This is a genomic window from Mycobacterium timonense (assembly GCF_025821985.1).
Taxonomy (GTDB): domain Bacteria; phylum Actinomycetota; class Actinomycetes; order Mycobacteriales; family Mycobacteriaceae; genus Mycobacterium; species Mycobacterium avium.
On the sequence record NZ_JACKSY010000008.1, the window covers coordinates 194,271 to 219,310 of the forward strand.

The window sequence follows — 25,040 nt, forward strand, 5'->3', positions numbered from 1 at the left end:
GATACCGGCCGGCCGGCGGGCTCAGGCCACCAGCACGCGCCCGTGACCAGCGCGCCGGGCCGCCGCCACGCCCACCGCGGACTGGCAGCGCCCGGCCAGGGCGCGCCGGTCGGTCCCGGGCAGCTGCAGCGACTCGACCTGCACCCGCGCCAGCGTGCGTCGCACGGTGAGCAGCCGGCGGATCGAGCCCAGCAGCGTCTCGTCGCCGACGAAGGCGGGCGCGGTCGAGGTGCTGCCGTCCACGTGCTGGTAGGTCAGCCGCAGCGGCTGCACCGGCCGCCCGGCGTCGATCGCCGCCTGGAACATGGCCGGATAGAAGGCGCCGCGGCCCCTGTGCGATGGTCCGCCTCCTCCTCCGGCCGCTCCCCGGCCGGCATCGTCGCCGGACGTGTGCGACGGTCCGCCGCCTCCCCCGGCATCGTCGCCGTCGCGACCGCACCAGGTGGTGCCCTCCGGGAAGGCCACCACCGTCTGGCCGGCCCGTAGCCGGTGGGCGACGGCGTCCACCACGCCGGGCAGCCGCCGCAAGCTGGACCGCTCGATCGGGATGATCTTCAGAATCCGGGCCACCACCCCGGTCGCCGGTCCGCTGAACATGTCGGCGCGCGCGACGAACGACCCGGGCAGCACCGCGCCGATGGCGAAGACGTCCAGCCATGACGTGTGCGGGCTCACCACCAGCACCCCGCGCAGATTGCGAATCGGGTTGCCCGACACCGTGATCCGGACACCGAAGCAGCGCAGCACCAGCCGGCAGTAGATGCGCTGCACGCGGGTGCGCCCCGGCAGCGGCACCGCCAGCAGCGGCCAGCCCGGTGCCAGCAGCACCGCCAGCAGCAGCCGCAGCGTCACCCGCACCACCACCCGCAGCCGCCGCTCGGCCGCCGGCCGGCCGGCGGCCACGCAGCGGGCGTCACACGAGGCGCGCGGCAGCCAGGAGTGCCCGCCGCCCGCGGGGGCCTGCATCACCGGCCGCCCGCCAGTTCCGCGGCCGCCGACACCGATCTCAGTCGCTTCAGGTACCGGGTGTCGGCGTCCTGCTTGCCCAGCAGCACGCAGAAGTCGCCGACCCCGAAGTCGGGGTCGTGCGCGGGCTCGCCGCACACCTGGGCGCCCAACCGCAGGTAGCCGCGCATCAGCGCCGGAACCGACGGCCGTGCGGGCGGCGGGATGTCGTCCAGGGCGGTGCCGTCGACGACCACCGGCCGGTGCGGCCGCACCCGGTACCGCGCCGGCGCGCCGTGCCGGCTGACGACGAAGTCACGCACGCCCCGCAGCCGGCTGCCCGGGGGCGCATCATCGGCGTCCCCGATGGGCACCGACACGCATCCGGTCACGTAGTCGTAGCCGTAGCGGTCCAGGTAGGCCAGGATGCCCGCCCACATCAGCAGCACCACGCCGCCGTTGCGGTGCCCGTCGCGCACCACGGCGCGGCCCATCTCCACCAGCGACGGCCGCAGCGGGTCGAAGGCGCGGATGTCGAACTCGGTGGCGGTGTAGAGGCCGCCGGCCGCGATGGCGCCCGCGGGCGCCAGCATCCGGTAGCAGCCCACCAGCTCGCCGGTGTCGTCGTCGCGGACCAGCAGGTGGTCGCAGAATTCGTCGAACCGGTCGACGTCGCGGCCGGACCCGTCGGCCGACGGCAGGGCGAAGCCCGGCGTGCTAGTGAACACCTCGTAGCGGAGCCGCTGCGCCGCCTCGATCATGGCGGGGTCGGCCGACAGCAGCAGGGAGTAGCGCGGCGCGGCGGACGACCCGGTCGCCGGACCGCTGGGGTGGTCGCTGGGTATGAGGACCGAAGCAATGCTCATGGCACCCAACGTGGCGCAGCCGATGAGCGAGTCGGCATCGACGCTATGACGTGTCGGTGCACGTCAGATGACGAACTGTGGCGAAAAGCGTGACCGCCGTTACCTCGGGCCCAGCAGACGCAAAAGCCCCCGACACGCCGGGGCGTCGGGGGCTTTTGCGTCTGCTCGCGCGGCTATCAGCCCTTGCGGGCCTTGATCGCCTCGGTCAGCTGCGGGGCGACCTTGAACAGGTCGCCCACCACGCCGTAGTCGGCGATCTCGAAGATCGGCGCCTCTTCGTCCTTGTTGACCGCGACGATGGTCTTGGACGTCTGCATGCCCGCGCGGTGCTGGATCGCGCCGGAGATGCCCAGCGCGATGTAGAGCTGCGGCGACACCGTCTTACCGGTCTGGCCCACCTGGAACTGGCCCGGGTAGTAGCCGGAGTCGACGGCGGCACGCGAGGCGCCGACGGCCGCGCCGAGCGCGTCGGCCAGCTCCTCGACCACCTTGAAGTTCTCCGCGCTGCCCACGCCGCGGCCACCGGAGACCACGATGCTGGCCTCGGTCAACTCGGGGCGGTCACCGGCGACCGCGGGCTCGCGGGCGGTGATCTTGGTGGCGTTCTCGGCGGCGGCCGGGACCTCGACGGTGACCTGCTCGCCCGCGCCGGCGGCCGGCTCGGCGTCGACGGCACCGGCGCGCAGCGTGATCACCGGGGTGTCGCCGTTGGCCTGTGCCTCGACGGTGAACGCGCCACCGAAGATGGAGTGCACGGCCTTGGCGCCCTCCTTGACCTCGACTACGTCGACCAGCAGCCCGGAGCCGATCCGGGCGGCGAGCCGGCCGGCGATCTCCTTGCCGTCGGCGTTGGCGGCCAGCAGCACGGCCGCCGGGGCGTTCGACTCGGCCAGCGATGCCAGCACGTCGACCACCGGGGTGATCAGGTACTTGTCGACGTCGTCGGACTCGGCGACGTAGATCTTGGCGGCGCCGGCCTCCTTCAGCCCGTCGACCAGCGGCGCGGCCGTTCCCGGCGTGCCGACCACGACGGCCGACGGCTCGCCCAGCGCCCGGGCGGCGGTGATCAGTTCGGAGGTGACCTTCTTCAGTGCACCCTCGGCGTGCTCCACGAGCACCAATACTTCAGCCATGGTTTATCGCTCTTCTCGTCTGTGGGATGTGGGCTCGTCTTAGATGATCTTCTGGCCGACCAGGTACTGGGCGATCTGGTTGCCGCCCTCGCCCTCGTCGGTGACCTTCTCACCCGCGGTCTTCGGCGGCTTCGGCGTCGAGGACAGCACGCTGGAACCGGCGTTGGCCAGCCCGACCTCGTCGGGCTCGACCCCGATCTCGGCCAGCGTCAGCACCGTGACCTCTTTCTTCTTGGCGGCCATGATGCCCTTGAACGAGGGGAAGCGCGGCTCGTTGATCTTCTCGGTGACGCTCACCACCGCGGGCAGCGTGGCCTCCAGGTTGAAGACGCCGTCGTCGGTCTCCCGCTCGCCGGTGACCTTGCCGTTCTCGATGGACAGCTTACGCAGGTGGGTGAGCTGCGGCAGGCCCAGGTACTCGGCGATGATGGCGGGCACCGCCCCGCCGGTGCCGTCGGTGGACTCGTTACCGGCGATCACCAGCTCGGTGCCCTCGATGGTGCCCAGCGCGCGCGCCAGCGCCCAGCCGGTCTGCACCACGTCGGAGCCGTGCATGCCGTCGTCCTTGAGGTGGACGGCCTTGTCGGCACCCATGGACAGCGCCTTGCGGATCGCCTCGGTGGCCCGCTCGGGGCCCGCGGTCAGCACGGTGACCGAGCCCTCGCCGCCCTCGCGCTCGCGGATCTGCAGGGCCTCTTCCACCGCGCGTTCGTTGATCTCGTCCAGCACCGCGTCGGCGGCCTCGCGGTCGAGCGTCCAGTCGCCGTCTGTCAGCTTGCGCTCCGACCAGGTGTCTGGGACCTGCTTTATCAGGACCACGATGTTCGTCATGAGTGTGGTTCGTCCTCCTCGAAGGGGTCCGCAGCAATCGACTGCCAGACCTCGGTACGCGTTTTTCGCAACGCACAGCGGTGTTACTACCCGGTAACTTCGTGCGGTATGCCTTCACACCATAGCTGGTAGTACTGCAGGTTCCTGCAGCCCGTCCGCCGCTGCGCAGCGGGGCCAGACTTTCCCCGGTTCGCGAATCCGACACTTCGCGTTAGCCTGCCTATGCAATGAGCGCACTGGTTCCCGACCTTCCCCCGCACCCGCCCGCCGGCGCCGCACCGGCCGGCGACGCGGTGATGATGCTGACGGGCGAGCGCACCATCCCGGGCCTGGACATCGAAAACTACTGGTTCCGCCGCCACGAGGTGGTCTACCAGCGGCTCGCCCGGCATTGCGCGGGCCGCGACGTGCTCGAGGCCGGCTGCGGCGAGGGATACGGCGCGGACCTGATCGCCGGCGTCGCCCGCCGCGTGATCGCCGTGGACTACGACGAGGCCGCCGTGGCCCACGTCCGCGGCCGCTACCCCCGAGTGGACGTCATGCAGGCCAACCTCGCGCAGCTGCCGTTGCCGGACTCGTCGGTCGATGTTGTGGTCAACTTCCAGGTGATCGAGCATCTGTGGGACCAAACACAATTCGTCGTCGAGTGCGCGCGGGTGCTGCGCCCGTCCGGGCTGCTCTTGATGTCCACGCCCAACCGGATCACCTTCTCGCCGGGCCGCGACACCCCGATCAACCCGTTCCACACCCGCGAACTCAACGCCGTCGAGCTCACCGAACTGCTTGTCGGCGGCGGATTCCGCGACGTGTCGATCAGCGGCCTGTTCCACGGCCCGCGGCTGCGCGAGATGGACGCCCGGCACGGCGGCTCGATCATCGACGCCCAGATCGCCCGCGCGGTCGCCGACGCACCGTGGCCGCCGCAGCTGGCGGCCGACGTCGCCGCGGTCACCGTCGACGACTTCGAGCTGGTGCCCAGCGGCGCCGACGCCGCCTCCGGCCACCACATCGACGACAGCCTGGACCTGATCGCGATCGCGGTAGCACCGTGAATTCCTCGCACGACCGGGTTCCCGGCCTGTTCACCCTGGTTTTGCACACCCACCTGCCGTGGCTGGCCCACCACGGCCGCTGGCCGGTCGGCGAGGAATGGCTGTATCAATCCTGGGCGGCGGCCTACCTGCCGCTGCTGAGGGTGCTGGACACGCTGGCCGGCGAAGACCGCCGGGGACTGCTCACGCTCGGCGTCACACCGGTGGTCAACGCGCAGCTCGACGACCCGTATTGCCTTGACGGCATGCATCATTGGCTGGCCAACTGGCGGCTGCGCGCGATGGAAGCTGCCAGTGTGCGCTCGGCGCCCCGGTCCAAGTCGGCCGGATACCAGGCGTGCACACCGGAAGCGTTGCGCGCCTTGGGTATTCGCGAATCGGCCGAGGCGGAACGAGCCCTGGACGATTTCGCCACGCGGTGGCGGCACGGCGGCAGCCCGCTGCTGCGCCGGCTGCTGGACGCCGGCACGGTCGAGTTGCTGGGCGGCCCGCTGGCCCACCCGTTCCAGCCGCTGCTGGCACCGCGGCTGCGTGAGTTCGCGCTGCGCGAGGGGCTGGCCGACGCGGCGTTGCGGCTCGGGGCGCGAAAAGGCCGGGGCCCCGGCGGGATCTGGGCGCCCGAATGCGCCTACGCGCCCGGCCTCGAGCACGACTACGCCGCGGCCGGCGTCACCCATTTCATGGTCGACGGCCCGTCGCTGCACGGCGACACCGCGCTGGGCCGGCCCGTCGGCGACACCGACGTGGTGGCGTTCGGGCGCGACCTGCAGGTCAGCTACCGGGTGTGGTCACCGAAGTCCGGCTATCCCGGCCACCCGGCGTATCGCGACTTCCACACCTACGACCACCTCACCGGTCTCAAGCCGGCCCGGGTGACGGGCCGCAACGTGCCCTCGGAGGGCAAGGCGCCCTACGATCCGGACCGCGCCGACCACGCGGTCGACCTGCACGTCGCCGACTTCGTCGACGTGGTGCGCAACCGCCTGACCAGCGAGTCGGAGCGGATCGGGCGTCCGGCGCACGTGGTGGCCGCGTTCGACACCGAGCTGTTCGGGCACTGGTGGTACGAGGGCCCGAGGTGGTTGGCGCGGGTGCTGCGCGCCCTGCCCGAGGCCGGGGTCCGGGTGGGCACCCTGCACGACGCGATCGCCGGCGGCTTCGTCGGCGACCCGGTGGACCTGCCGCCCAGCTCCTGGGGGTCGGGCAAGGACTGGCAGGTGTGGGCCGGTGACCAGGTCGCCGACCTGGTCCAGCTCAACTCCGAGGTGGTCGACACCGCGCTGAGCACCGTCGACAAGGCCCTCTCACAAGCCGGGTCGCAGCCCGCCGCGCTGGACGGGCCGGTCCCCCGCGACCACGTGGCGGACCAGATCCTGCGCGAGACCCTGCTCACCGTCTCCAGCGACTGGCCGTTCATGGTGAGCAAGGACTCGGCCGCCGATTACGCCCGCTACCGCGCCCACCTGCACGCCCACGCCACCAGGGAGATCGCGGGCGCGCTGGCGTCCGGCCGGCGCGACACCGCGCAGCGGCTGGCCGACGGGTGGAACCGCGCCGACGGGCTGTTCGGGGCGCTGGATGCGCGCAGGCTGCCGCGATGAGGAGGCGGGCCGTCGCATGAAGATCCTGATGGTGTCGTGGGAGTACCCGCCGGTGGTCATCGGCGGGCTGGGCCGGCACGTGCATCACCTGTCCACCGCGCTGGCCGCGGCCGGCCACGACGTCGTCGTGCTGTCCCGCCGCCCCACCGGGACCGACCCGCGCACCCACCCGTCGACCGACCAGATCAGCGAGGGCGTCCGGGTGATCGCGGCCGCGCAGGACCCGCACGAATTCACCTTCGGCACCGACATGATGGCCTGGACGTTGGCGATGGGGCACGCCATGATCCGCGCCGGGCTGCCCCCCAAACTGCACGACAAGAAGCCGGGCGGCAACCGCCCCTGGCGTCCCGACGTCGTGCACGCGCACGACTGGCTGGTGGCCCATCCCGCGATCGCGCTCGCCCAATTCTACGACGTGCCAATGGTTTCCACCATCCACGCCACCGAAGCGGGTCGGCATTCCGGTTGGGTCAGCGGGCCGATCAGCCGTCAGGTGCACGCGATCGAGTCGTGGCTGGTCCGCGAATCCGATTCGCTGATCACCTGTTCGGCGTCGATGGCCGACGAGATCACCGAACTGTTCGGCCCCGGGCTGGCCCAGATCACGGTGATCCGCAACGGTATCGAGACCGCCCGCTGGCCGTTCGCGCCGCGCCGGCCGCGCACCGGGCCGGCCGAGCTGCTGTATCTGGGACGGCTCGAGTACGAGAAGGGCGTGCACGATGTCATCGCCGCGCTGCCCCGCATCCGGCGCACCCACCCGGGCACCACGCTGACCATCGCCGGCGAGGGCACGCAGCAGGGCTGGCTGATCGAACAGGCGCGAAAACACCGGGTGCTCAAGGCAATCCGATTCGTCGGCCACCTCGAACACTCCGAGCTGCTGGCGATGCTGCACCGCGCCGACGCCGCGGTGCTGCCCAGCCACTACGAGCCGTTCGGCATCGTGGCGCTCGAGGCGGCCGCGGCCGGCACTCCCCTGGTCACGTCGAACATCGGCGGCCTGGGCGAGGCGGTGATCGACGGCCAGACCGGCGTCTCGTGCCCGCCCCGCGACGTGCCCGCGCTGGCCGCGGCGATCCGCACCGTGCTCGACGATCCGGAGGCCGCGCAGCGGCGCGCCTGCGCCGCCCGGGAACGGCTCACCTCGGACTTCGACTGGCACACGGTGGCCGACAAGACCGCGCAGGTGTACCTGTCCGCCAAGCGGGCGGAACGGCAGCCGCAGGCCCGGCTGCCCATCGTCGAACACGCCTTGCCCGACCGGTAGCCCGTCCCTACCGTCGAGGGATGGGGCTGCACTACGCAAGCGTCGTGGACGCCGCCATCACCGAGGTCTTCGACTGGCACGCCAGGCCGGGCGCGTTCGAGCGGCTCTCGCCGCCGTGGTCGCCGATACGGCTGCTCACCGAGGCCGCCTCGCTCAAAGACGGGCGCGCCACCCTGGCGCTGCCCGGCGGTCTGCGTTGGGTGGCGGTGCACCGGCCGGACGGCTACGACCCGCCGCGACGTTTCGTCGACAGCATCGGCGGCGACGGCCTGGCCGCGCTTCCGGCGCGAATCGCGGTGCGCTGGCGGCACATCCACGAATTCGAGGACGTCGGCGGCGACCGCACCCGGGTGATCGACCGGGTCGAGACGCCGGTGCCCGCGTCGCTGCTGCGACCCATGTTCGACTACCGGCACCGCCAACTCGCCGGCGACCTGGCCGCCCACCGGCTGGCCGCCCAGCACGGGTTGCGGCCACTGACGGTCGCGGTCACCGGATCGTCGGGTCTGGTCGGTTCGGCGTTGACCGCGTTCCTGCGGACCGGCGGGCACCGGGTCATCCGGCTGGTGCGGCGCGCCGCGCGCGGGGACGACGAGCGGCGGTGGGACCCCGAGGATCCCGACCCGGGGCTGTGCGACGGTGTCGACGCGGTGATACACCTGGCCGGCGCCTCGATCGCCGGGCGGTTCACCGACCGGCATCGAGAAGCCGTCCGGGACAGCAGGATCGGGCCCACCCGGCGGCTGGCCGAACTGCTGGGCCGCGGCCGGCCCCGGCCCGCCGCGCTGATCTCGGCGTCGGCGATCGGCTACTACGGGTACGACCGGGGCGACGAAACGCTCACCGAGGACAGCGACCGCGGCGACGGGTTCCTGGCCGATGTGGTGGCCGACTGGGAACAGGCGACCACGCCGGCGCTGGATGCGGGCGTGCGGGTGATGCAGGTGCGCACCGGCATCGTGCAGTCACCGCGCGGCGGCACGCTGAAGCTGATGCGCCCGTTGTTCAGCGCCGGTCTCGGCGGCCGACTGGGCGACGGGCGGCAATGGCTGTCCTGGATCGGCATCGACGATCTGATCGACGTCTACCACCGGGCGTTGTGGGACAGCAGACTCAACGGTCCGGTCAATGCCGTTGCGCCGCAACCGGTCCGAAACAGGGAGTACACGACCGCGCTGGCCGCGGTGTTGCACCGGCCCGCGGTGCTGCCGGTGCCGTCGCTGGGGCCGCGGCTGTTGCTGGGCGGTCAGGGCGCCCGCGAACTCGCGGGCGCGAGTCAGCGGGTAGCCCCGGCCAAGCTCGCCGCGGCCGGGCACCGGTTTCGCCACCCCGACATCGAGCGGGCGCTGCGTCACCTGTTGGGCCGCGGCGGCTGACGGCTTGGACGAACGACCGGGACCGCAACACTACCTCCTCACCGTGTTCGGCTACTGGTCGGCATCTCGGCCGTCGCGGCTGTGCCGGTAGGCGCGGGCGCGCAGATCGGCCAGCCACCGCGGATGCAGGGACACGCCCGGCGCCGTGTTGACGACGGGATCGAACGACACGTCGTCGTCGATCACTGCGGTCAGGCTGACGCGGGCCAAAGGCGTGAAATCGCCTCTGCCGCAGGCTTGGTCGAGCGACACCTCGATGCCGCCGCGTTCCAGACGGCGGCGGACGTCGTCCAGCGCCAGGCCGGCGCCGCCGATGTCGCTCGCGGTGCGGGCCCGCAGCCACCAGTTGGCGTCCTGATAGCGCAACGGCATCAGGGTGGTCAGCGTCTGGGCGTTCCACGAGGTGGCCGGCCGCAGCGCCACCGCGCGCGACAGCACGCCCGACCCGGCGGAGACCAGCAGGATGTCCCACGGCGTGCCCGCCGGCTGCGGTGCGCTCACCCGCAGGGCCAGGCCGATGAAGTCCGGCAGCGCGCCCGGTGTGCCGGTGGCCTTGGACAACCTGGCGACGATGCGCGACGGCGGGATCGGCAGGCCCCGGCCCGCCGGTGCGACGCGTTCGGCGACGCCTCCGGCAAGCACCCCGTCGGGATGGAAGAAACGCTTGCCGCGGATCGCGGAGCCCCAGCCAAACGGCGCCGTCGCCAGCTCGAAAACGTTCACCGGCCGCGGATTCCCGTTCTGGGTCGACGGAAACCCGCCCGCGCGCACGACCTTCGGCCGACCGCAGGCACGAAACTTACGCTGCCGCAAACGAACCGGTGCGCCAATTGATCATGCGTAGAGCGGGCAGCTGTTGTTGGGCCCCGGGCGAGCGGCCGTCGACGTAGACCTGAGCCATGACCGCCTGCCATGACTCGAACTGGGGTGACGACCGGACCATGCCCTCGAACAGGCCCACGATGACGGCGTTGCCGTCGTCGGTCAGGGCGTAGACCGGACCGCCGACGTCGCGACCGTCCACCACCATGTCGGCGATGGCGAAACGACCGCCGATGACCGTGCCGACGGAACCACAGTGCTGGCCGGTCGATCGGCGCAGCTGACACACCGGCAGCCCCGGCACGGCGCGCAGCCCGGGCGCGGCCAGCAGCCGGCGGCCCGTCGGCAGCAGGTCCGAGGCCGTCACATCCCTTGCCAGAGCGATGACTTCGTATTCCACCGGCAGCGTCGAGGCGTCGGCGGAGTCGGTGTCGAGCTGGCGACGGCCGAGCACCACCTCGCCGATCGGGTGGTGGTCACGGTCGGTCACCGCCGACTGCCCGCCGTCGCACTGCCCGCTGGTGATGGCAACCCGCAGTCGCGGCTCCACCAGTCCCACCATGCAGACGGCGTGGCCCTGATGGATTTCCATGCCGGGGGACGCGGTGACGGCCGGGTCGGCGGTCGCGTGGCCGGGCGCCGCCCAGAGCAGTATCACCGCGAGGGCCGACGCGCCCGCCAACCGCCCGCACCGCCGGCCGAGCTTTTCCATTGGGCCGCACCACCCCTCGTGTTCCTCAGGGGATCGAACGCGCACGTCACTGAACACGGGTATACCCCGCGGGCGGACCGGCAAACTCCTGGTCGGCGCTGGCCGTTTAGCGAAGAAGCGCTGTTCGCACTGGCCGGCAAACGAACACTTCCCCGCCCGCCGGGCGGCCGGGCCACCACGGGCGGCGTCGGGAGCCGGCAACCGCGGTAGGCTGCTGCTCAGGTTGAGTTCACAGCTACGTGTCTAACGGGAGCGGTGTTCGGACACTGTTCACTCCCTTTCTCATCACCAATCGATAGGCGCTTTCATGGCTGTTCTTCATCCCGCACGGTCCGCGGACCGATTCGACCCGGCGGACTGCCGGTACATGGCCGACTTCGCCCGGGCCCACCTGTTCGTCTACGCGCGCAGCCTCGGCACGGTGTTGCGGGTGGACGGCGAGGTCGACGCGTCGAATGCGCGGGACCTCACCGCGACCATCCGCCGCTTCGGCCGGCTCAAGACTCCGTTGGTGCTCGACCTGAGCCGGCTGCGCTTCATCAGCGTCGAGGGCTTCCGCGCGCTGCTGCTGCTCAACGACGAGCTGCGCAAATCGCGGGTGCACTGCTGCGTGGTGCCCGGCGCGGCCATCCGGGCCCTGCTGCGCCTCGTGCACGACAACGGGTTGGCCCTCGCCGACTCGGTGCCGGAGGCGTTCCAGAACATCGAAGACATCGTGCGGGCCCGGCGGGAGTTCCTGTCCGACCTGGCCCGGCCCCGGCCGGCCCGCACCCATGCGGGCAGCAGCGCGGCATCCTGATCGCGGCGCGTGAAGCGTTAGCGGCGTTGGCTTTTCGCCGCGCCACGGGCCTCACACGGTCACGTGGCGGGCCAAGCGCGCGCCGATTCACCGCTTCGTCTGGCGCAAACCAGTCAAGTTCATTAAGTTAATGTTTAAGTTACTGAACTAGATGGTATCTGATAGCGGACCGCGCCGAGCGGGCCTGACGTCAGGGCTGTGGTTTTGTCCGCGTCATCGAGGGTATGACCGGCGGTGTTCGGCCCGGGCGGGACTGGGCAGGCCGTGCCGTCCGGGAGGGAGCGCTGGGACACCATGGGAGCTTTGTCGTTTTCGCCCACCACCACGGTGGCGGCGCCGGCCTGGACGCGCATCGACGACTTCGGCGGGTGGCGGGCACACGTTCGGGCGATGGTGTTGGACGAGGTCGCCGACTTCGTCGGAGTGCGACGCGCCGACGAACTCGACCGGGCGGGGATCGGGGCCGCGGGCGACATCCTGGTTCAGTTCGTCTCCGGCGGCAAGTGCCTGCGGTCGACGTTCGTCTACCTGGGCTGGCTGTGCGGGGCACCGCGCGACCGGGCGGCGCTGCGGGCCGCCGCCAGTTTCGAGCTGCTGCACGCCTTCGCACTGCTGCAAGACGATGTGATGGACGGTGCGCAGGAACGGCGGGGCCGTCCGGCCGCGCATCTGCAGTTCGGCCGCTGGCATCAGGACCGCGGATTGTCCGGCTCGCCGCGGCGATTCGGTGAATCGGCCGCCATCCTGTTGGGCGATCTCTGCCTGATCTGGGCCGAACAGATGCTGCGCGACAGCGGACTCGAAGCGCGCCGCCTGCAACGCGCGTTTCCACGCTATGACGCCATGCGCGTCGAGCTCGCGGTGGGCCAGTTCGCCGACCTGACCAACGACATCCGGCAGTCACCGGGGCTGGACGCCGTGCTGGAGGTGGCGCGCCGCAAATCGGGTAACTACACGGTGCGCCGGCCGCTGGAAATCGGCGCGACGATGGCCGGGTGCGACGACCGGACGGTGGCCCGGCTGAGCCGCTACGGCGCGGCGGTGGGTGAAGCCTTCCAGCTGCGCGACGACGTGCTGGGCGTCTTCGGCTCGCCGGCGGTCACCGGCAAGCCCTGCGCCGCAGATCTTTTCGAGCGCAAGGCCACCGCCGTGGTGGTGAGCGCCCACCAACTCGCCGATCCGCCGGTCCGGCGTGAGCTCATCGAGCTCGCCACTCGTGACGTGCTGGACGCGGCCGCGATCGAGAGGTGGAAAGCGCTGATCGTCGAGACCGGAGCGGTGCGGCTGATCGAGCGGATGATCAGCGACCGCGTCGCGTCGGCACGCGAGCAGCTGTGCGGCCTGCCCGTCGACGAATCGGTGCGCGCCGCGCTGGCCGAGATGGCGGCCGTCTGTACGGATCGCGCCGAATGACCGTCGCCGGGACGGGAGTTCGGTGAGCATGCGGGCCATCGAGGGCTCCGCCGATCACGTCGTGGTGATCGGGGCCGGTCTGGCCGGCCTGTCCGCGGCGCTGCACCTGGCCGGTCGAGGGCGGGCGGTCACGGTCGTGGAGCGCGAGGCATGGCCGGGCGGTCGGGCGGGCCGGCGCGACATCGACGGATATCGGATCGACACCGGCCCCACGGTGCTCACCATGCCGGACATCATCGAGGACACCTTCGCCGCCGTCGGCGACAGCCTGGCCCGGCGACTGGAGCTGTGCACGCTGGATCCCGCGTACCGCGCCGTGTTCGCCGACGGCAGCAGCCTCGACGTCCACCGCGATCCGGACCGGATGGCCGACGCCGTCGCCGAGTTCGCCGGCCGCGAGCAGGCGACGGGCTACCGGCGGCTGCGGGCATGGCTGACGCGCCTGTACCGCACCGAGTTCGACGGATTCATCGCCGCCAATTTCGATTCACCGCTGTCGCTGCTCACCCCCCGGCTGGCGCAGCTGATCGCGATCGGCGGTTTCCGCAACTGGGACCGGATGGTCAAGCGCTATCTCAGTGATCCGCGGCTGCAGCGCATCTTCACCTTTCAATCGCTGTATGCCGGCGTGGCCCCGCGCGACGCCCTGGCGGTGTACGCGGTGATCGCCTACATGGACACGGTCTCGGGCGTGGTGTTTCCGCGCGGCGGCGTGCGGGCGCTGCCCGACGCGCTGGCCGCCGCCGCCTCCGACGCTGGGGTTCAGTTCCGTTATGGCACAACGGTTACCGCGCTCGAGAAGACCGGTGGGCGGGTCGGCGCCGTACTCACCGAACAGGCCGGACGCATCTCCTGCGACGCGGTGGTGCTGACCACCGAGCTGCCGCAAACCTATGCGCTGCTGGGCCGCACACCGCGTCGCGCGCTGCGGTTGCGGCACTCCCCCTCGGCGGTGGTGGCGCATGTGGGTTGTCCCGCGGTGGCATCGCAGACCGCGCACCACACCATCTTGTTCGGCGACGCCTGGGATCACACGTTCGCCGACATCATCGGCGCCGGCCAACTCATGCGGGATCCGTCGCTGCTGGTCACCCGGCCGACGGCCAGCGACCCGACGCTGGCTCCGCGAGGACGCGACCTGCTCTATGTGCTCGCCCCGGCGCCGAACCTGGAGTCGGGCGGCATCGACTGGGACAGCGTCGGGCGCGGCTACGTCGACGACCTCATCGCGCTCGTCGGTCAGCGGCTTCTTCCCGGTTTGCCAGGCAGCGCAACGGTTTTGGATGTCGTCACGCCCGCGGACTGGGCGCGCCGGGGCATGGCCGCGGGCAGTCCGTTCGCGCTCGCGCACACGTTCGCACAAACCGGCCCGTTCCGCCCGGCCAACATGGTGCGCGGCATCGACAACGCGGTGCTCGCCGGATCCTCCACGGTGCCCGGGGTCGGGGTGCCGACCACCTTGATCTCCGGGCGACTCGCCGCGGACCGCATCACCGGCGTCAGCAAGCGAACGCCCGCGCGCATCGACATGAAAGCCGGTTCGCCATGATGCGCAGCGAATGGGCTGCGGCCGGAATCGAGGATCCGCTGCTGCGCGAGGGGTATCGCCGATGCCGCGAGCTCAACGCCGCGCACGGCCGTACCTTCTTCCTGGCCACCCGGTTGCTCGCACCCGACCAGCGCCCGCCCGTGCACGCACTGTACGGCTTCGCCCGCTACGCCGACGACATCCTCGACGACCTCGACCCGCGGGTGGCCCCCGCGGTGCGCGCCCGGCGGCTGCAACGGCTGTCGGAGCGTCTCTTCTCCGGCGGTGCGCACACCGACGATCCGTTGGTGGCCGCGGTCACCCACACCGCGCGGCGCTACCGAATCAGCTCCCAACTGTTCGCGGACTTTTTGGCCTCGATGCGGATGGACCTGACCGTCACCGACTATCCGGACCGGGAAGCGCTCAACCGCTACATGCGCGGATCCGCGGAAGCCATTGGGCTGCAAGTGCTCCCGATACTGGGTACCGTGACGCCGGTGGACGAGGCCGCACCCTATGCGGCGGCCCTGGGCCGGGCGTTCCAGCTCACCAACTTCCTGCGCGACGTCGACGAAGATCTGGCGCGCGGTCGGGTGTACCTGCCGGCGGACGAACTCGCCGCCGACGGCGTCGACCGGGAGCTGCTGATGTGGTGCCACGAGCACCGCCGCACCGATCCGCGGGTGCGCCGGGCGCTGATCGCACAGCACCACATCGCCCGTCAGACATACCGATTCGCCACCGCCGGGATCGCGGTCCTGCAGCACCGCTCACGGCCGTGCGTGGCGGCCGCGGCGGCGTTGTATTCGGAGATCCTGGACTGCATCGAGAAAAGCGATTTCGCGGTCTTCGGCCACCGGGCCACCGTGGGCACAGCGCGACGGCTGCGGGTCGGCGCGGTGGGGCTGATCCGCTCGTGGCGGGCGCGCAACAGCGGTCGGGGTATTCGGTCGGGGGCCGCATGAGCGATCGGTGGCAATACCTGGTGGTGCTCGCCGCCTGTCTGGTGGTCACCGCGCCGCTGGAGATCGCGGGTACGGGCGTCTACCGGAGGTGGCGACGGCTCGCCGCGGCGGTGCTGCCGGTGGCCGCGGCGTTCTTGCTCTGGGATGAGATCGCCGTGGCCGCGCGGGTGTGGACGTACGACCACGCCTACCTGTGCGGGCTGAGCATCCCCGTTCGGGTGCCGATCGAAGAGTTGCTGTTCTTTCTCATCATCCCGGTGTGTGCGGTGCTGACCTACAACGCGGTGAGCACCATCCTGGACAAGGTGCGCCGCCGATGACCGGCCTGGGCTACACCCTGCCGGCCGCACTGGCGGTGGTGATCGTGTGCGCCGCGGAGTTGACGGTGCTGCGGACCGGGCTCTTTCGCCGGCCGGCCTACTGGCTGTCGATGCTCATCGTGCTGGGATTCCAGGTGCCGGTGGACGGCTGGCTGACCAAACTCAGCTCGCCCATGGTGATCTACGACGACCGGCAAATCAGCGGGTTGCGTTTCCCGTTCGACATCCCGGTGGAGGATTTTCTGTTCGGCTTCGCGATGGTCACCGCGGTGCTGCTGCTCTGGGAACGACGACGTGCGCGCCGGTGACACGCGCCCCGCCCCGGGCAACCTGGCGGCCGCGTTCGACGCCGGCGCCGCGACCTACGACCGGCTGGTCGGCGCCAGCCCGGGCTACCATGCGCAGCTGCTGCTGTCGGCGCGCAGGATGCGAATCCCGCACGACGGCAAGGGCTTACGCCTGCTCGACGCCGGCTGCGGAACCGGTGCGTCGACGGCCGCGCTGCTCGCCGTCGCGCCGGCGGCCGACATCGTCGCCGTCGACGCGTCGCGGGGCATGCTGGAGGTGGCGCTGGCCAAACGGTGGCCGGCCTCGGTCCGGTTCGTGCACGCTCCCGTCCAACGACTGGCAGAACACGGGATCAGCGGGCCGTTCGACGGCGTGCTGGCCGCCTACCTGATCCGCAACGTCGCCGACCGCGACGAGCAGCTACGGCGGTTCCGCACCCTGCTGCGGCCCGGCGCAACCCTTGCGGTGCACGAATATTCGGTGCGCGACTCCGCCGCCGCCACGCTTGCCTGGCACGCCCTCTGCTGGGGCATCATCATTCCCGCCGGGTGGTGGCGCAGCGGGGATACCGCGCTGTACCGCTACCTGTGGCGCAGCGTGCTCGCATTCGACGGCGCCACCCGGTTCCGGGCCCGACTGGCCGACGCCGGCTTCACCGCCGTCCACAGCGAGACCATGCCCGGCTGGGAAGCCGGCATCGTGCACACCTTCCTCGCGGACGCACCCTCATGACCGCGGGTGCCACCGACCGCCGCCGTCGGATACTGCCCGCGCCAACCGGATTGCCGGATGCCGGTGCGCTGCCGTCCCGCCCACGGGTGGCGGTGGTGGGCGGCGGGATCGCGGGCCTGACCGCCGCCACCGGGCTCGCCGAGCGCGGCGTCGCCGTCGAGGTCATCGAACGTGAGCACTACCTCGGCGGCCGGGTCGGCGGCTGGACCGAACACCACGACGGAACCGACCTCGCGATGAACCGCGGCTTCCACGCGTTCTTCCGGCAGTACTACAACCTGCGCGCGTTGCTCGCGCGCCTCGATCCGCGCCTGCGAATGCTGGTGCCGGTCAACGATTACCCGCTCATCGACGCGGCGGGACGACGAGACAGCTTCCGCGGCCTGCCGCGTACCCCGCCGCTGAACGCCATGGCCTTCGCCGTGCGCAGTCCCACCTTCCGGCTGCGTGACTTCGCCCGCATCGACGCTCGTGCCGCCGCGCCACTGGCCGCGGTGTCGGTGCCCGGAACCTACCGGCGCCTGGACCACATCGATGCCGCGACGTTCCTCGAGGACATCCGATTCCCCGAGGCCGCACGGCATCTGGCATTCGAGGTGTTCTCCCGCAGCTTCTTCGCCGACCCGGCCAAACTGTCGGCCGCCGAGTTGGCGACCATGTTCCACATCTATTTCCTGGGGTCGGCCGAGGGCCTCATCTTCGACGTTCCGAGCGCCAACTACGACAGCGCACTGTGGCAGCCGTTGCGCAGCTATCTCGAACAACGCCACGTCCGGTTCCGGCTTGGCACCAGCGTCGGAAGCATCGACGCCGCGAATCGCTTTGCCGTGCACACCGATACCGATGAGGAGCTGGAGGTGGACGCCGTGGTGCTGGCCACAGACGTCGCCGGCCTGCAGCGGATCGTCGCCGCCTCGCGCGGCCTGGCCAACGGGGAGTGGCGCGATCGGATCGCGGGGTTGCGCACCGCGCCGCCGTTCGCCGTCCATCGGTTCTGGCTCGACCGCCCGGTCTCGCCGCGGCGCCCGGCGTTTCTGGGCACCGCCGGGCACAAGCCGCTGGACAACATCAGCGTGCTGGACCGGTATGAACGCGAAGCGCGCGCCTGGGCCGGAGCGCATCATGGTTCGGTCGTCGAATTGCATTCCTACGCCTTGGATTCGGCGCCGTCGGGGGCGGCGGCGCTACGCGAACTGAGGCGGATCTATCCCGAGACCGCCGCCGCGCAGATCGTGCACGAGACGCTGTTGCACCGCAGCGACTGTCCGCTGTTCGCCCCGGGCGGCTACCCGCACCGGCCCACGGTGGTGACGCCCACCCCGGGCCTGCTGCTGGCCAGCGACACCGTACGGATCGACCTGCCGGTGGCACTCATGGAGCGCGCCGCGACCACGGGCTGGTCCGCGGCCAACCATCTGCTCAAGCGCTGGGGATTGGCCGGGCACCCGCTGGTCACCGTCCCCACCGAAGGCCGGTCACGCCTACTGCGCTGGCTGGCCAACCGCGAAGGGGCCACCCGATCATGAACATCCGCGCACAGCTGCGACACTTGCGACCGTCCGTCCGCGCCAAAGACTGGCCGCTGCAGGTCATTCCGCGCACACCCTGGGCCGATCAGCGTCCGACCTTTCGCGAGGCGCAACCCGCCGTCATCGACGCCGCGCTGCAGCGCTGCCGCCGGCAACCCACCGGGAACTGGTACGCGTTCGCCGCCAGCACGCACGTCGAGCGCGGGCGGCCGTTGGGGGCGCGCGTCGCCGGCGTCGATCTCGTCGCCTGGCGCGACGCCCGCGGTGCGCTGTGCGTCGGGCCGCGCAGTTGCCCCCACCTGGGGGCCGACCTGGCCACCGGGACCGTATGTGGGGGCACGCTGATCTGTCGGTGGCACGGGCTGCCCCTGGACGGCCGCGCACGCGAATTCGGTTGGGCGCCAGTGCCCAGTCACGACGACGGCACCCTGGCCTGGGTGCGCCTCGATGCGGTGGGAGGCGAGACGCCGTCACCGCGACCGGTGATACCGCCGAGGCCGGCCGGCCACACGCTGGCCTCGGTCGCTCACCTGGTGGGCGTGTGCGAACCAGCCGACATCATCGCCAACCGGCTCGACCCCTGGCACGGCGCATGGTTTCACCCCTACTCGTTCACCCGGCTGGAGGTGCTGGCCACGCCCACCGAAGAGGCCGACCGCTTCCTGGTGGCGGTGACCTTCCGGATGGGACGGCTGGGTGTGCCGGTGGTCGCGGAGTTCGATTGCCCGGAGGCGCGCACCATCGTGATGCGCATCGTGGACGGCGAAGGGACCGGGAGTGTCGTCGAAACCCACGCGACCCCAATAGGATCCGGCCCGGACGGCCGTCCCCGCACCGCGGTGTTGGAAGCGGTCATCGCGCATTCGGACCGGCCCGGGTTCGCGCGCGCCTTGTGGGCGGCGCCGCTGCTCACCCCGGTGATGCGCTATGCGGCCGGCCGGCTGTGGCGGGACGATCTGGCCTACGCCGAACGCCGCTACGAGGTCCGCAGCCAGAACCATTAGGACGCGTCGAGCGGCGTATTCGCCGTCGCCGCCGGGTCATGGTGCGTAGTTGCTCAGCGGAAATTCCGTGCCGCATGCCAAAGACGACGACGGCTACTACCACTGTTTCCAAGAGATCGAGCAGCTGGTGCGCGGCCGGCTTGCCGACGGGCAGCGGCACCGTCACGAGACGGCGTTGAAAGAGCGGCGGCGAACCGGCGGCCACCCGGCGCACACCGCCGCCCCCGGACGATTAACGCGAGAAAAGCGAAACCGCCGTAGGGTAATGTCCACCGCCTGGGCCCACCACGCTGCGGGTTTGCCCGAGGCCCGAAAACGCCCGCGTGGTTCGCGGGTCGCCGGTGGCGGTCGCCGATACGCTGGTCAGCGTGTCGGGCCGGAAGGATGCGGGTAAGTGACCAAGGGCGGCGCCGCTGATCGGCGACTGGATCGGACCGAACTCGAGAAGTTGATGTCGGCCGACATGCGTGCGATCACTGCGCAGTCCGACCGCATCGGCCGGCACTTCGCTCGCCAGAACAACGTCAGCGGCACCGACTTCCACGCGTTGCTGCATATCATGGTCGCCGAAACCACGGGAACGCCGTTGACGCCGGCCCAGCTGCGCCAGCGGATGGACGTGTCGCCGGCGGCCATCACCTACCTGGTGGATCGCATGATCGATGCCGGGCACATCCGCCGCGAACCCGACCCGCAGGACCGCCGCAAGACGCTGCTGCGCTACGAGAAACCGGGCATGGCGCTGGCGCATTCGTTCTTCACCCCGCTGGGCGCCGAGCTGCGCGACGCCCTCGCCCATCTGTCCGACCGCGACTTGGCGGCAGCACATCGGGTCTTCACCGCGATGATCGAGGCGATGACCGCCTTCGAATCCCGGCTGGCCGCATCGACTTCCAAACCGCCCGCCGCTCCCGGCCGCAAGCGTGCGACGACCGCGGGACGTCGCGGCGCGCCACGCTGAGCACGGTCGCTACTGCACCTTCGACCGCCACGTCGCCGGCCCTAGGCGAGGCGGATCAGCTCGACAGCACGCAAGCCCGCCAGGTCGGCGACACCGCAGCCGTGCAGACACACCCGCAACTCGTCGATGAACGGCCGCAGCCAATCGACCACGGCCGCAGAGGATTCGATCGCCGCCGGCAACAGTGGCCGCGCTACCGCCACCACGTCGGCACCCAACGCGATCGCCTTGGCCGCGTCCATGCCCGTCCGAATACCACCGGAGGCCACCAAGGGGATCTCCGGCAGCAGCCGGCGCACCTCGACGATCGCGCGCGCGGTGGGCACACCCCAGTCCGCCAGGTCCGGATAGCGTAGCTCGCCGTACCGCACGAACTGTTCGACGCGCGACCAGGAAGTGCCTCCGGCACCCGCCACGTCAATACCGGCGACCGGCGGTTGTCCTTCTCCCCCAACAAGTTCCGCTGCGGCCGCACCGCCGATGCCGTGGCCGACCTCTTTGAGCAGCACCGGATAATCGAGCGCGGCGGCGGCTTCGCGCAGCCTGCTCAGCGAGCCGGAGAAGTCGGTGTCCCCGTTGTGCTGCATCGCCTCCTGCAACGGATTGGTGTGCACGGCCAAGGCGTCCGCACCCACCCGATCGAGCGCCTTCACCAGATGAGGAACCGCCGTCTTCGCCAGCTGCGACAAACCGATGTTGCCGAACAGCAAGACATCCGGGGCCACATCGCGAACCGCGAAGCTGTCCGCGGCGCGTTCGCCCAGCGCGCTGTCGAGCATGATCCGTTGCGACCCCAGCATCATGCCGATTCCCAGCTGCTGAGCGGCTGCGGCCAGATTCCGGTTGATCGTCTTCGACATCTCGGCGCCCCCGGTCATGGCGCCGATGAGGATCGGCGCCCGCAGGTTCGCCCCGAAGAACGAGGTGGACACGTCGATGTCGCCCAGGCTGGTCTGTGTCAGTGCGTGGTAGGGCAATCGGTAGCGGTCCAACCCGGTTGTGACGCCGTCGAATTCCACCGGGTCGCTCAGACACACGTCGATGTGCCGTCGTTTCCGGTGTGTCATCGCGTCCATCGGGGCCCCCGCCGGGTGTCCATAATGTCCATAGTGCCCCTTTTCGGGTGCCGCCAACGCATCGGCGTTCGACGCGTCATTTCAGTTGATTAATGTTTAACAAACTGAAAGGCTTGATTTCGTGGTGTGGGAACGCGTGGCCGCCGCCGTGACCGGTCCGCGTTCCTGGCTGCTGGCCGCGGTCGCGGTGCTGGCCGGCGTCGGCGTGATGGCTCTGGTCGGGCCGAACACGGCGGCGGGCCAGGCGCCGCAGTCACTGCCGCAGCACTCGCCGTCCGCCCGGATCACCGCGCTGGCCGGGCAGTTCCCCGGCGGCGACCGGACCCCGCTGATCGTGGTGGTCAGCCGCGCCGACGGCGCCGTGCTCGGGCCCGCCGATCTCGGCGCGGCCCGGGCGGCCCGTGACCGCGCCCAGGCCGCCGCGCAACCCGGCGCCGCACCGGCGCAGCCGCTGACGCCCTCGCAAGACGGCAAGGCCGCCCTGGGCGTCGTGCCGCTGAGCACCACCTTGTCGGGTCTGGCCCTCAACGATGCGGTCAGCGCGCTGCGCACGGCCGCCGCGACGGGGCTGGCGGCGGATTTGCAGGTGCACGTCACCGGCGGCCCGGCGTTCGGCGCCGACATCGCCGGCGCGTTCACGCACGCCAACGTCACCCTGCTCGCGGTGACCGCCTCGGTGGTGGCGCTGCTGCTGATCGCCACCTACCGCTCCCCCGTGCTGTGGCTGGTCCCGCTGCTGGTGGTCGCCTTCGCCGACCGGGTGGCCGCGGCGGTGGGCACCGCGGTGGCGTCGCTGACCGGGTTGAGCTTCGACGGCGCCACCTCCGGGATCACCAGCGTGCTGGTTTTCGGCGCCGGCACCAATTACGCGCTGTTGCTGATCTCGCGCTATCGCCAGGAACTGCGCCGCCATGCCGGCCATCGTGACGCCCTGCGCCGGGCCGTGCACCGGGCGGGACCGGCCATCGTCGCCAGCAACGCGACCGTGGTGCTGGCGCTGCTCACCCTGCTGCTCGCCGCCACCCCCAGCACCCGCAGTCTGGGCGCGCTGGCGGCGTGCGGTCTGGTGATCGCCGCGGTTTCGGTGCTGGTGGTCCTGCCCCCGCTGTTGGCGGTGTGCGGCCGGCGGTTGTTCTGGCCGTTCATTCCGGTGGACCGGCCGGCGACCGAGTCCGGGGCGTGGCGCCGGGTCGCGGAATGGGTGGCCGGGCGTCCCGCGCTGGTCGCGGTGGCCGCGGTCGCGGTGTTGGCGGCCCTGGGTGGTGGATTGTGGGGGACCCGGATCGGGTTGTCACAGACCGAACAGTTCCGTGTCCGGGCGGATTCGGTGGCCGGTTATCACGTGCTGGCCCAGCACTTTCCGGCCGGGTTGGCCAACCCGACGCTGGTCGTCGCCGACACCGGCCATGCTGCGGCCGTGCACCAGGCGATGGCGGCCACCCCCGGTGTGGTCTCGGCGACCGAGTCCGGCCGTTCGGCGTCCGGGTTGACGCAGTGGTCGGTGGTGATCGACGCGCCACCGTCGTCGGTTCGCGCGTTCGATATCGTTGCCGCGCTGCGGGATTCGACGCGAGCCGCCGACTCCGGCGCGCTGGTGGGCGGGGCCGACGCGGCGGCCCTCGATGTTCGCGATGCCGCCACCCACGACCGAGTGCTGTTGATCCCCGCGATCCTGGCCGTCATCCTGATCGTCCTCGCCGTGCTGCTGCGGTCGGTGATGGCGCCGCCGGTCCTGCTGGTCGCGACGATGCTGGGCGCGCTGGGCGCACTCGGCCTGGGCGGCTGGGTCAGCCGGCACCTGTTCGGTTTTCCGGCGCTGGACTACACTACGCCGCTGTTCGCATTCCTGTTCCTGGCCGCCCTCGGCGTGGACTACACCATCTTCCTGGTCGCCCGCGCCCGCGAGGAAGCCGCCCGGCACGGGACCCGGCAGGGCATGGTCGAGGCGGTGGCGGCCACCGGTGGCGTGATCACCAGCGCCGGAATCGTTTTGGCCGCGGTGTTCTGCGTGCTCGCGGTGTTGCCGCTGATGGTCCTGACGCAGTTGGGCATCATCGTCGGCCTCGGCATTCTGCTGGACACCTTCGTGGTGCGCACTTTGGTCATCCCGGCGTTGTTCACCCTCGTCGGCGACCGAATCTGGTGGCCCAACAACCCCTCTCGACACGAACGGAGCACGCCGTGAACAGGTCGATACTCGGCGCAACCAGCCTGGCCGTCGCCGCGGCCGCCGGCGCCGGACGCCTGGCCGGCGCCAAGGCCGGCCCGCGGTGGTATGCGCGGCTGCGCCAGCCCGCCTATCAACCGCCCGGCGCCGCGTTTCCCCTCGCGTGGACCACGCTGTACGCCGACATCGCGGCCACGTCGCGCGGCGCCCTGGCGTTGTCGCCCTATCCGTTGTGGTGCGGCTTCGCCACCGTGTTGTCCACCCACATCTGGCGCCTCAACGGTTAGCCCGCACCGCCGATGCCCGCGCTGTTGTGGTTCCGCCGTGACCTTCGCCTGCACGATCATCCGGCGCTGTCGGCCGCGGCGGACAGTGACGAGGTGCTCGCCTGCTTCGTGCTCGATCCGCGGCTGCAGAGGTCGTCCGGGCCGCGCCGGCTGCAGTTCCTGGGCGACTCGCTGCGGGTGCTGCGCGACGAGCTGGACGGTCGGCTGCTGGTCACCCGCGGGCGGCCCGACATCCGAATTCCCGAAATCGCCAAGGCAATCGGCGCCTCGTCGGTGCACGTCTCGGAGGACTTCACGCCGTTCGGGAAGCGCCGGGACGCGCGGGTGCGCGCGGCGCTGGCGTCGGTCCCGCTGGTGGCGACCGGATCGCCGTACCTCGTCCCGCCGGGCCGCGTCACCAAGCCGGACGGCTCGCCCTACCAGGTGTTCACCCCGTTTCTGCGGCGGTGGCGCGACACCGGCTGGCGACCACCGGCCAAAACCGGCGCCGCATCCGCGCGCTGGCTGGATCCGGCGCGGCTGGGCATCACCGCCTGCGAAATCCCCGACCCCGGCGCCACGCTCGACCTGGCGGCCGGTGAGGCGGCGGCGCGAAACCAGTGGAAGTCCTTCGTGGACAACGGGTTAGCGAACTACGCCGACGATCGCCACCGGCCCGACATCGAGGGCACCAGCCGGATGTCGGCGCACCTGAAGTTCGGCACCATCCATCCGCGCACGCTGGTCGCCGATCTCGACCTACGCACCGCCGGAGCGCGAGCGTACCTGCGGGAGTTGGCCTTTCGCGACTTCTATGCCGACGTGCTGCATCACCGGCCGGCCAGCGCGTGGCGCAACTGGAACAGCGCCTTCGACGCCATCCGCACCGACACCGGCGACGAGGCCGGCCGCCGCTTCGAGGCCTGGAAGGCCGGCGAAACCGGTTTTCCGTTCGTCGACGCCGGAATGCGCCAGCTGCGCCAGACCGGATTCATGCACAACCGGGTGCGCATGACCGTTGCCTCTTTCCTGGTGAAGGACCTTCACCTGCCCTGGCAGTGGGGAGCGCACTGGTTTCTGCAGCAGTTGGTGGACGGCGACCTGGCGAACAACCAGCATGGCTGGCAATGGTGTGCGGGCTGCGGCACCGACGCCGCACCCTACTTCCGGGTATTCAACCCCGCCGCCCAGGGCGAAAAATTCGATCCCTCCGGCGACTACATCCGCCGCTGGGTGCCCGAATTGCGGTGCGCCGACGACCCACACCTGCGCACCGGCGAGCGACCGCCCGGTTACCCGGCGCCGATCGTCGACCACGCGACCGAACGCGCCGAAGCGCTGCGCCGCTATCGGAGCATGTGAACCGCTGTGCTGGTGA

At 71.1% G+C, this 25,040-nt stretch carries 24 protein-coding genes; 17 read left to right on the plus strand and 7 right to left on the minus strand.

Annotated features, from left to right (window positions below; translation table 11 throughout):
* Positions 1–21: 21 nt before the first annotated feature.
* The 4 genes from H7I87_RS02095 to H7I87_RS02110 form a co-directional block, all read right to left on the minus strand.
* On the minus strand, positions 22–966 hold the full coding sequence (locus H7I87_RS02095) for a lysophospholipid acyltransferase family protein (protein WP_033724770.1): 945 nt from the start codon (positions 964–966) through the stop codon (positions 22–24).
* Complete coding sequence (locus H7I87_RS02100) at positions 966–1,811, minus strand: GNAT family N-acetyltransferase (protein WP_011725720.1); 846 nt, start codon at positions 1,809–1,811, stop codon at positions 966–968. Before H7I87_RS02100 ends, H7I87_RS02095 begins: the two co-directional genes overlap by 1 nt.
* 176 nt (positions 1,812–1,987) lie before the next feature.
* Positions 1,988–2,944 carry an electron transfer flavoprotein subunit alpha/FixB family protein gene (locus H7I87_RS02105; protein ID WP_003874979.1) on the minus strand — a complete coding sequence of 319 codons (957 nt, stop codon included), beginning with the start codon at positions 2,942–2,944 and terminating at the stop codon, positions 1,988–1,990.
* Positions 2,945–2,983: 39 nt separating this feature from the next.
* Positions 2,984–3,775 (minus strand): electron transfer flavoprotein subunit beta/FixA family protein, encoded by a 792-nt coding sequence (locus tag H7I87_RS02110; protein WP_003878760.1) that lies wholly within the window; start codon positions 3,773–3,775, stop codon positions 2,984–2,986.
* 227 nt (positions 3,776–4,002) lie between these two features.
* On the opposite strand from H7I87_RS02110, the gene H7I87_RS02115 reads away from it, so the two are divergent.
* Genes H7I87_RS02115 through H7I87_RS02130 form a run of 4 tightly spaced genes read left to right on the plus strand, consistent with a single transcriptional unit; the run spans position 4,003 to position 9,077 of the window.
* Positions 4,003–4,827 (plus strand): class I SAM-dependent methyltransferase, encoded by an 825-nt coding sequence (locus H7I87_RS02115; protein WP_011725722.1) that lies wholly within the window; start codon positions 4,003–4,005, stop codon positions 4,825–4,827.
* Positions 4,824–6,428, plus strand: a complete 1,605-nt coding sequence (locus H7I87_RS02120; RefSeq protein ID WP_011725723.1) for a 1,4-alpha-glucan branching protein domain-containing protein — start codon at positions 4,824–4,826, stop codon at positions 6,426–6,428. Before H7I87_RS02115 ends, H7I87_RS02120 begins: the two co-directional genes overlap by 4 nt.
* A gap of 16 nt (positions 6,429–6,444) precedes the next feature.
* Positions 6,445–7,701, plus strand: a complete 1,257-nt coding sequence (locus H7I87_RS02125) for a glycosyltransferase family 4 protein (RefSeq protein WP_011725724.1) — start codon at positions 6,445–6,447, stop codon at positions 7,699–7,701.
* A gap of 20 nt (positions 7,702–7,721) precedes the next feature.
* Complete coding sequence (locus H7I87_RS02130) at positions 7,722–9,077, plus strand: TIGR01777 family oxidoreductase (protein WP_023861055.1); 1,356 nt, start codon at positions 7,722–7,724, stop codon at positions 9,075–9,077.
* Between the two features lie 51 nt (positions 9,078–9,128).
* Here the strand turns inward: H7I87_RS02130 and H7I87_RS02135 are convergent, their stop codons facing one another.
* Both H7I87_RS02135 and H7I87_RS02140 read right to left on the minus strand, forming a co-directional pair.
* On the minus strand, positions 9,129–9,800 hold the full coding sequence (locus H7I87_RS02135; RefSeq protein WP_011725726.1) for a hypothetical protein: 672 nt from the start codon (positions 9,798–9,800) through the stop codon (positions 9,129–9,131).
* Positions 9,801–9,876: 76 nt separating this feature from the next.
* Entirely contained in the window at positions 9,877–10,611 is a 735-nt protein-coding gene (locus tag H7I87_RS02140; protein ID WP_023861054.1) for an Rv1815 family serine proteinase, read from the minus strand.
* Between the two features lie 367 nt (positions 10,612–10,978).
* Between H7I87_RS02140 and H7I87_RS02145 the strand changes: the two genes are divergently transcribed.
* The 10 genes from H7I87_RS02145 (at position 10,979) to H7I87_RS02190 (ending at position 20,153) form a co-directional block, all read left to right on the plus strand.
* Positions 10,979–11,410: an STAS domain-containing protein gene (locus H7I87_RS02145; RefSeq protein ID WP_003874971.1), complete on the plus strand. Its 432-nt coding sequence runs from the start codon at positions 10,979–10,981 to the stop codon at positions 11,408–11,410.
* Positions 11,411–11,644: 234 nt separating this feature from the next.
* Positions 11,645–12,823, plus strand: a complete 1,179-nt coding sequence (locus H7I87_RS02150; RefSeq protein ID WP_011725728.1) for a polyprenyl synthetase family protein — start codon at positions 11,645–11,647, stop codon at positions 12,821–12,823.
* A gap of 28 nt (positions 12,824–12,851) precedes the next feature.
* Positions 12,852–14,372 (plus strand): phytoene desaturase family protein, encoded by a 1,521-nt coding sequence (gene crtI, locus H7I87_RS02155; RefSeq protein ID WP_009978286.1) that lies wholly within the window; start codon positions 12,852–12,854, stop codon positions 14,370–14,372.
* The gene (locus H7I87_RS02160; RefSeq protein WP_011725730.1) at positions 14,369–15,319 is read left to right on the plus strand and encodes a phytoene/squalene synthase family protein; all 951 of its coding nucleotides are present in this window, start codon (positions 14,369–14,371) and stop codon (positions 15,317–15,319) included. Before crtI ends, H7I87_RS02160 begins: the two co-directional genes overlap by 4 nt.
* Positions 15,316–15,639, plus strand: a complete 324-nt coding sequence (locus H7I87_RS02165; protein ID WP_023868319.1) for a lycopene cyclase domain-containing protein — start codon at positions 15,316–15,318, stop codon at positions 15,637–15,639. The genes H7I87_RS02160 and H7I87_RS02165 overlap by 4 nt, the downstream gene beginning before the upstream one ends.
* Entirely contained in the window at positions 15,636–15,947 is a 312-nt protein-coding gene (locus tag H7I87_RS02170) for a lycopene cyclase domain-containing protein (protein ID WP_011725732.1), read from the plus strand. Before H7I87_RS02165 ends, H7I87_RS02170 begins: the two co-directional genes overlap by 4 nt.
* Positions 15,934–16,659: a class I SAM-dependent methyltransferase gene (locus H7I87_RS02175; RefSeq protein WP_003874965.1), complete on the plus strand. Its 726-nt coding sequence runs from the start codon at positions 15,934–15,936 to the stop codon at positions 16,657–16,659. Before H7I87_RS02170 ends, H7I87_RS02175 begins: the two co-directional genes overlap by 14 nt.
* On the plus strand, positions 16,656–18,185 hold the full coding sequence (locus H7I87_RS02180; protein WP_011725733.1) for a hydroxysqualene dehydroxylase: 1,530 nt from the start codon (positions 16,656–16,658) through the stop codon (positions 18,183–18,185). Before H7I87_RS02175 ends, H7I87_RS02180 begins: the two co-directional genes overlap by 4 nt.
* Complete coding sequence (locus H7I87_RS02185) at positions 18,182–19,192, plus strand: DUF5914 domain-containing protein (RefSeq protein ID WP_011725734.1); 1,011 nt, start codon at positions 18,182–18,184, stop codon at positions 19,190–19,192. The genes H7I87_RS02180 and H7I87_RS02185 overlap by 4 nt, the downstream gene beginning before the upstream one ends.
* Positions 19,193–19,586: 394 nt before the next feature.
* Positions 19,587–20,153: a MarR family winged helix-turn-helix transcriptional regulator gene (locus tag H7I87_RS02190; RefSeq protein ID WP_011725736.1), complete on the plus strand. Its 567-nt coding sequence runs from the start codon at positions 19,587–19,589 to the stop codon at positions 20,151–20,153.
* Between the two features lie 41 nt (positions 20,154–20,194).
* Here the strand turns inward: H7I87_RS02190 and fni are convergent, their stop codons facing one another.
* Entirely contained in the window at positions 20,195–21,229 is a 1,035-nt protein-coding gene (gene fni, locus H7I87_RS02195) for a type 2 isopentenyl-diphosphate Delta-isomerase (RefSeq protein ID WP_011725737.1), read from the minus strand.
* Between the two features lie 121 nt (positions 21,230–21,350).
* Here fni and H7I87_RS02200 point away from each other — a divergent pair, with 121 nt between their 5' ends.
* From H7I87_RS02200 to H7I87_RS02210, 3 genes are read left to right on the plus strand one after another with little or no spacing between them, the layout of a single operon-like run.
* On the plus strand, positions 21,351–23,414 hold the full coding sequence (locus H7I87_RS02200) for an MMPL family transporter (protein WP_063967054.1): 2,064 nt from the start codon (positions 21,351–21,353) through the stop codon (positions 23,412–23,414).
* Positions 23,411–23,683 (plus strand): tryptophan-rich sensory protein, encoded by a 273-nt coding sequence (locus H7I87_RS02205; RefSeq protein ID WP_011725739.1) that lies wholly within the window; start codon positions 23,411–23,413, stop codon positions 23,681–23,683. Before H7I87_RS02200 ends, H7I87_RS02205 begins: the two co-directional genes overlap by 4 nt.
* Before the next feature lie 12 nt (positions 23,684–23,695).
* Positions 23,696–25,024 (plus strand): cryptochrome/photolyase family protein, encoded by a 1,329-nt coding sequence (locus tag H7I87_RS02210; RefSeq protein WP_011725740.1) that lies wholly within the window; start codon positions 23,696–23,698, stop codon positions 25,022–25,024.
* Positions 25,025–25,040: the final 16 nt, after the last annotated feature.

Bases quoted from the DNA above. Each gene is read 5' to 3' on its own strand.
- H7I87_RS02095 (WP_033724770.1), bottom strand. From the start codon at position 966: ATGCAGGCCCCCGCGGGCGGCGGGCACTCCTGGCTGCCGCGCGCCTCG.
- H7I87_RS02100 (WP_011725720.1), bottom strand. From the start codon at position 1,811: ATGAGCATTGCTTCGGTCCTCATACCCAGCGACCACCCCAGCGGTCCG.
- H7I87_RS02105 (WP_003874979.1), bottom strand. From the start codon at position 2,944: ATGGCTGAAGTATTGGTGCTCGTGGAGCACGCCGAGGGTGCACTGAAG.
- H7I87_RS02110 (WP_003878760.1), bottom strand. From the start codon at position 3,775: ATGACGAACATCGTGGTCCTGATAAAGCAGGTCCCAGACACCTGGTCG.
- H7I87_RS02115 (WP_011725722.1), top strand. From the start codon at position 4,003: ATGAGCGCACTGGTTCCCGACCTTCCCCCGCACCCGCCCGCCGGCGCC.
- H7I87_RS02125 (WP_011725724.1), top strand. From the start codon at position 6,445: ATGAAGATCCTGATGGTGTCGTGGGAGTACCCGCCGGTGGTCATCGGC.
- H7I87_RS02130 (WP_023861055.1), top strand. From the start codon at position 7,722: ATGGGGCTGCACTACGCAAGCGTCGTGGACGCCGCCATCACCGAGGTC.
- H7I87_RS02140 (WP_023861054.1), bottom strand. From the start codon at position 10,611: ATGGAAAAGCTCGGCCGGCGGTGCGGGCGGTTGGCGGGCGCGTCGGCC.
- H7I87_RS02145 (WP_003874971.1), top strand. From the start codon at position 10,979: ATGGCCGACTTCGCCCGGGCCCACCTGTTCGTCTACGCGCGCAGCCTC.
- crtI (WP_009978286.1), top strand. From the start codon at position 12,852: ATGCGGGCCATCGAGGGCTCCGCCGATCACGTCGTGGTGATCGGGGCC.
- H7I87_RS02160 (WP_011725730.1), top strand. From the start codon at position 14,369: ATGATGCGCAGCGAATGGGCTGCGGCCGGAATCGAGGATCCGCTGCTG.
- H7I87_RS02165 (WP_023868319.1), top strand. From the start codon at position 15,316: ATGAGCGATCGGTGGCAATACCTGGTGGTGCTCGCCGCCTGTCTGGTG.
- H7I87_RS02170 (WP_011725732.1), top strand. From the start codon at position 15,636: ATGACCGGCCTGGGCTACACCCTGCCGGCCGCACTGGCGGTGGTGATC.
- H7I87_RS02180 (WP_011725733.1), top strand. From the start codon at position 16,656: ATGACCGCGGGTGCCACCGACCGCCGCCGTCGGATACTGCCCGCGCCA.
- H7I87_RS02185 (WP_011725734.1), top strand. From the start codon at position 18,182: ATGAACATCCGCGCACAGCTGCGACACTTGCGACCGTCCGTCCGCGCC.
- fni (WP_011725737.1), bottom strand. From the start codon at position 21,229: ATGGACGCGATGACACACCGGAAACGACGGCACATCGACGTGTGTCTG.
- H7I87_RS02210 (WP_011725740.1), top strand. From the start codon at position 23,696: ATGCCCGCGCTGTTGTGGTTCCGCCGTGACCTTCGCCTGCACGATCAT.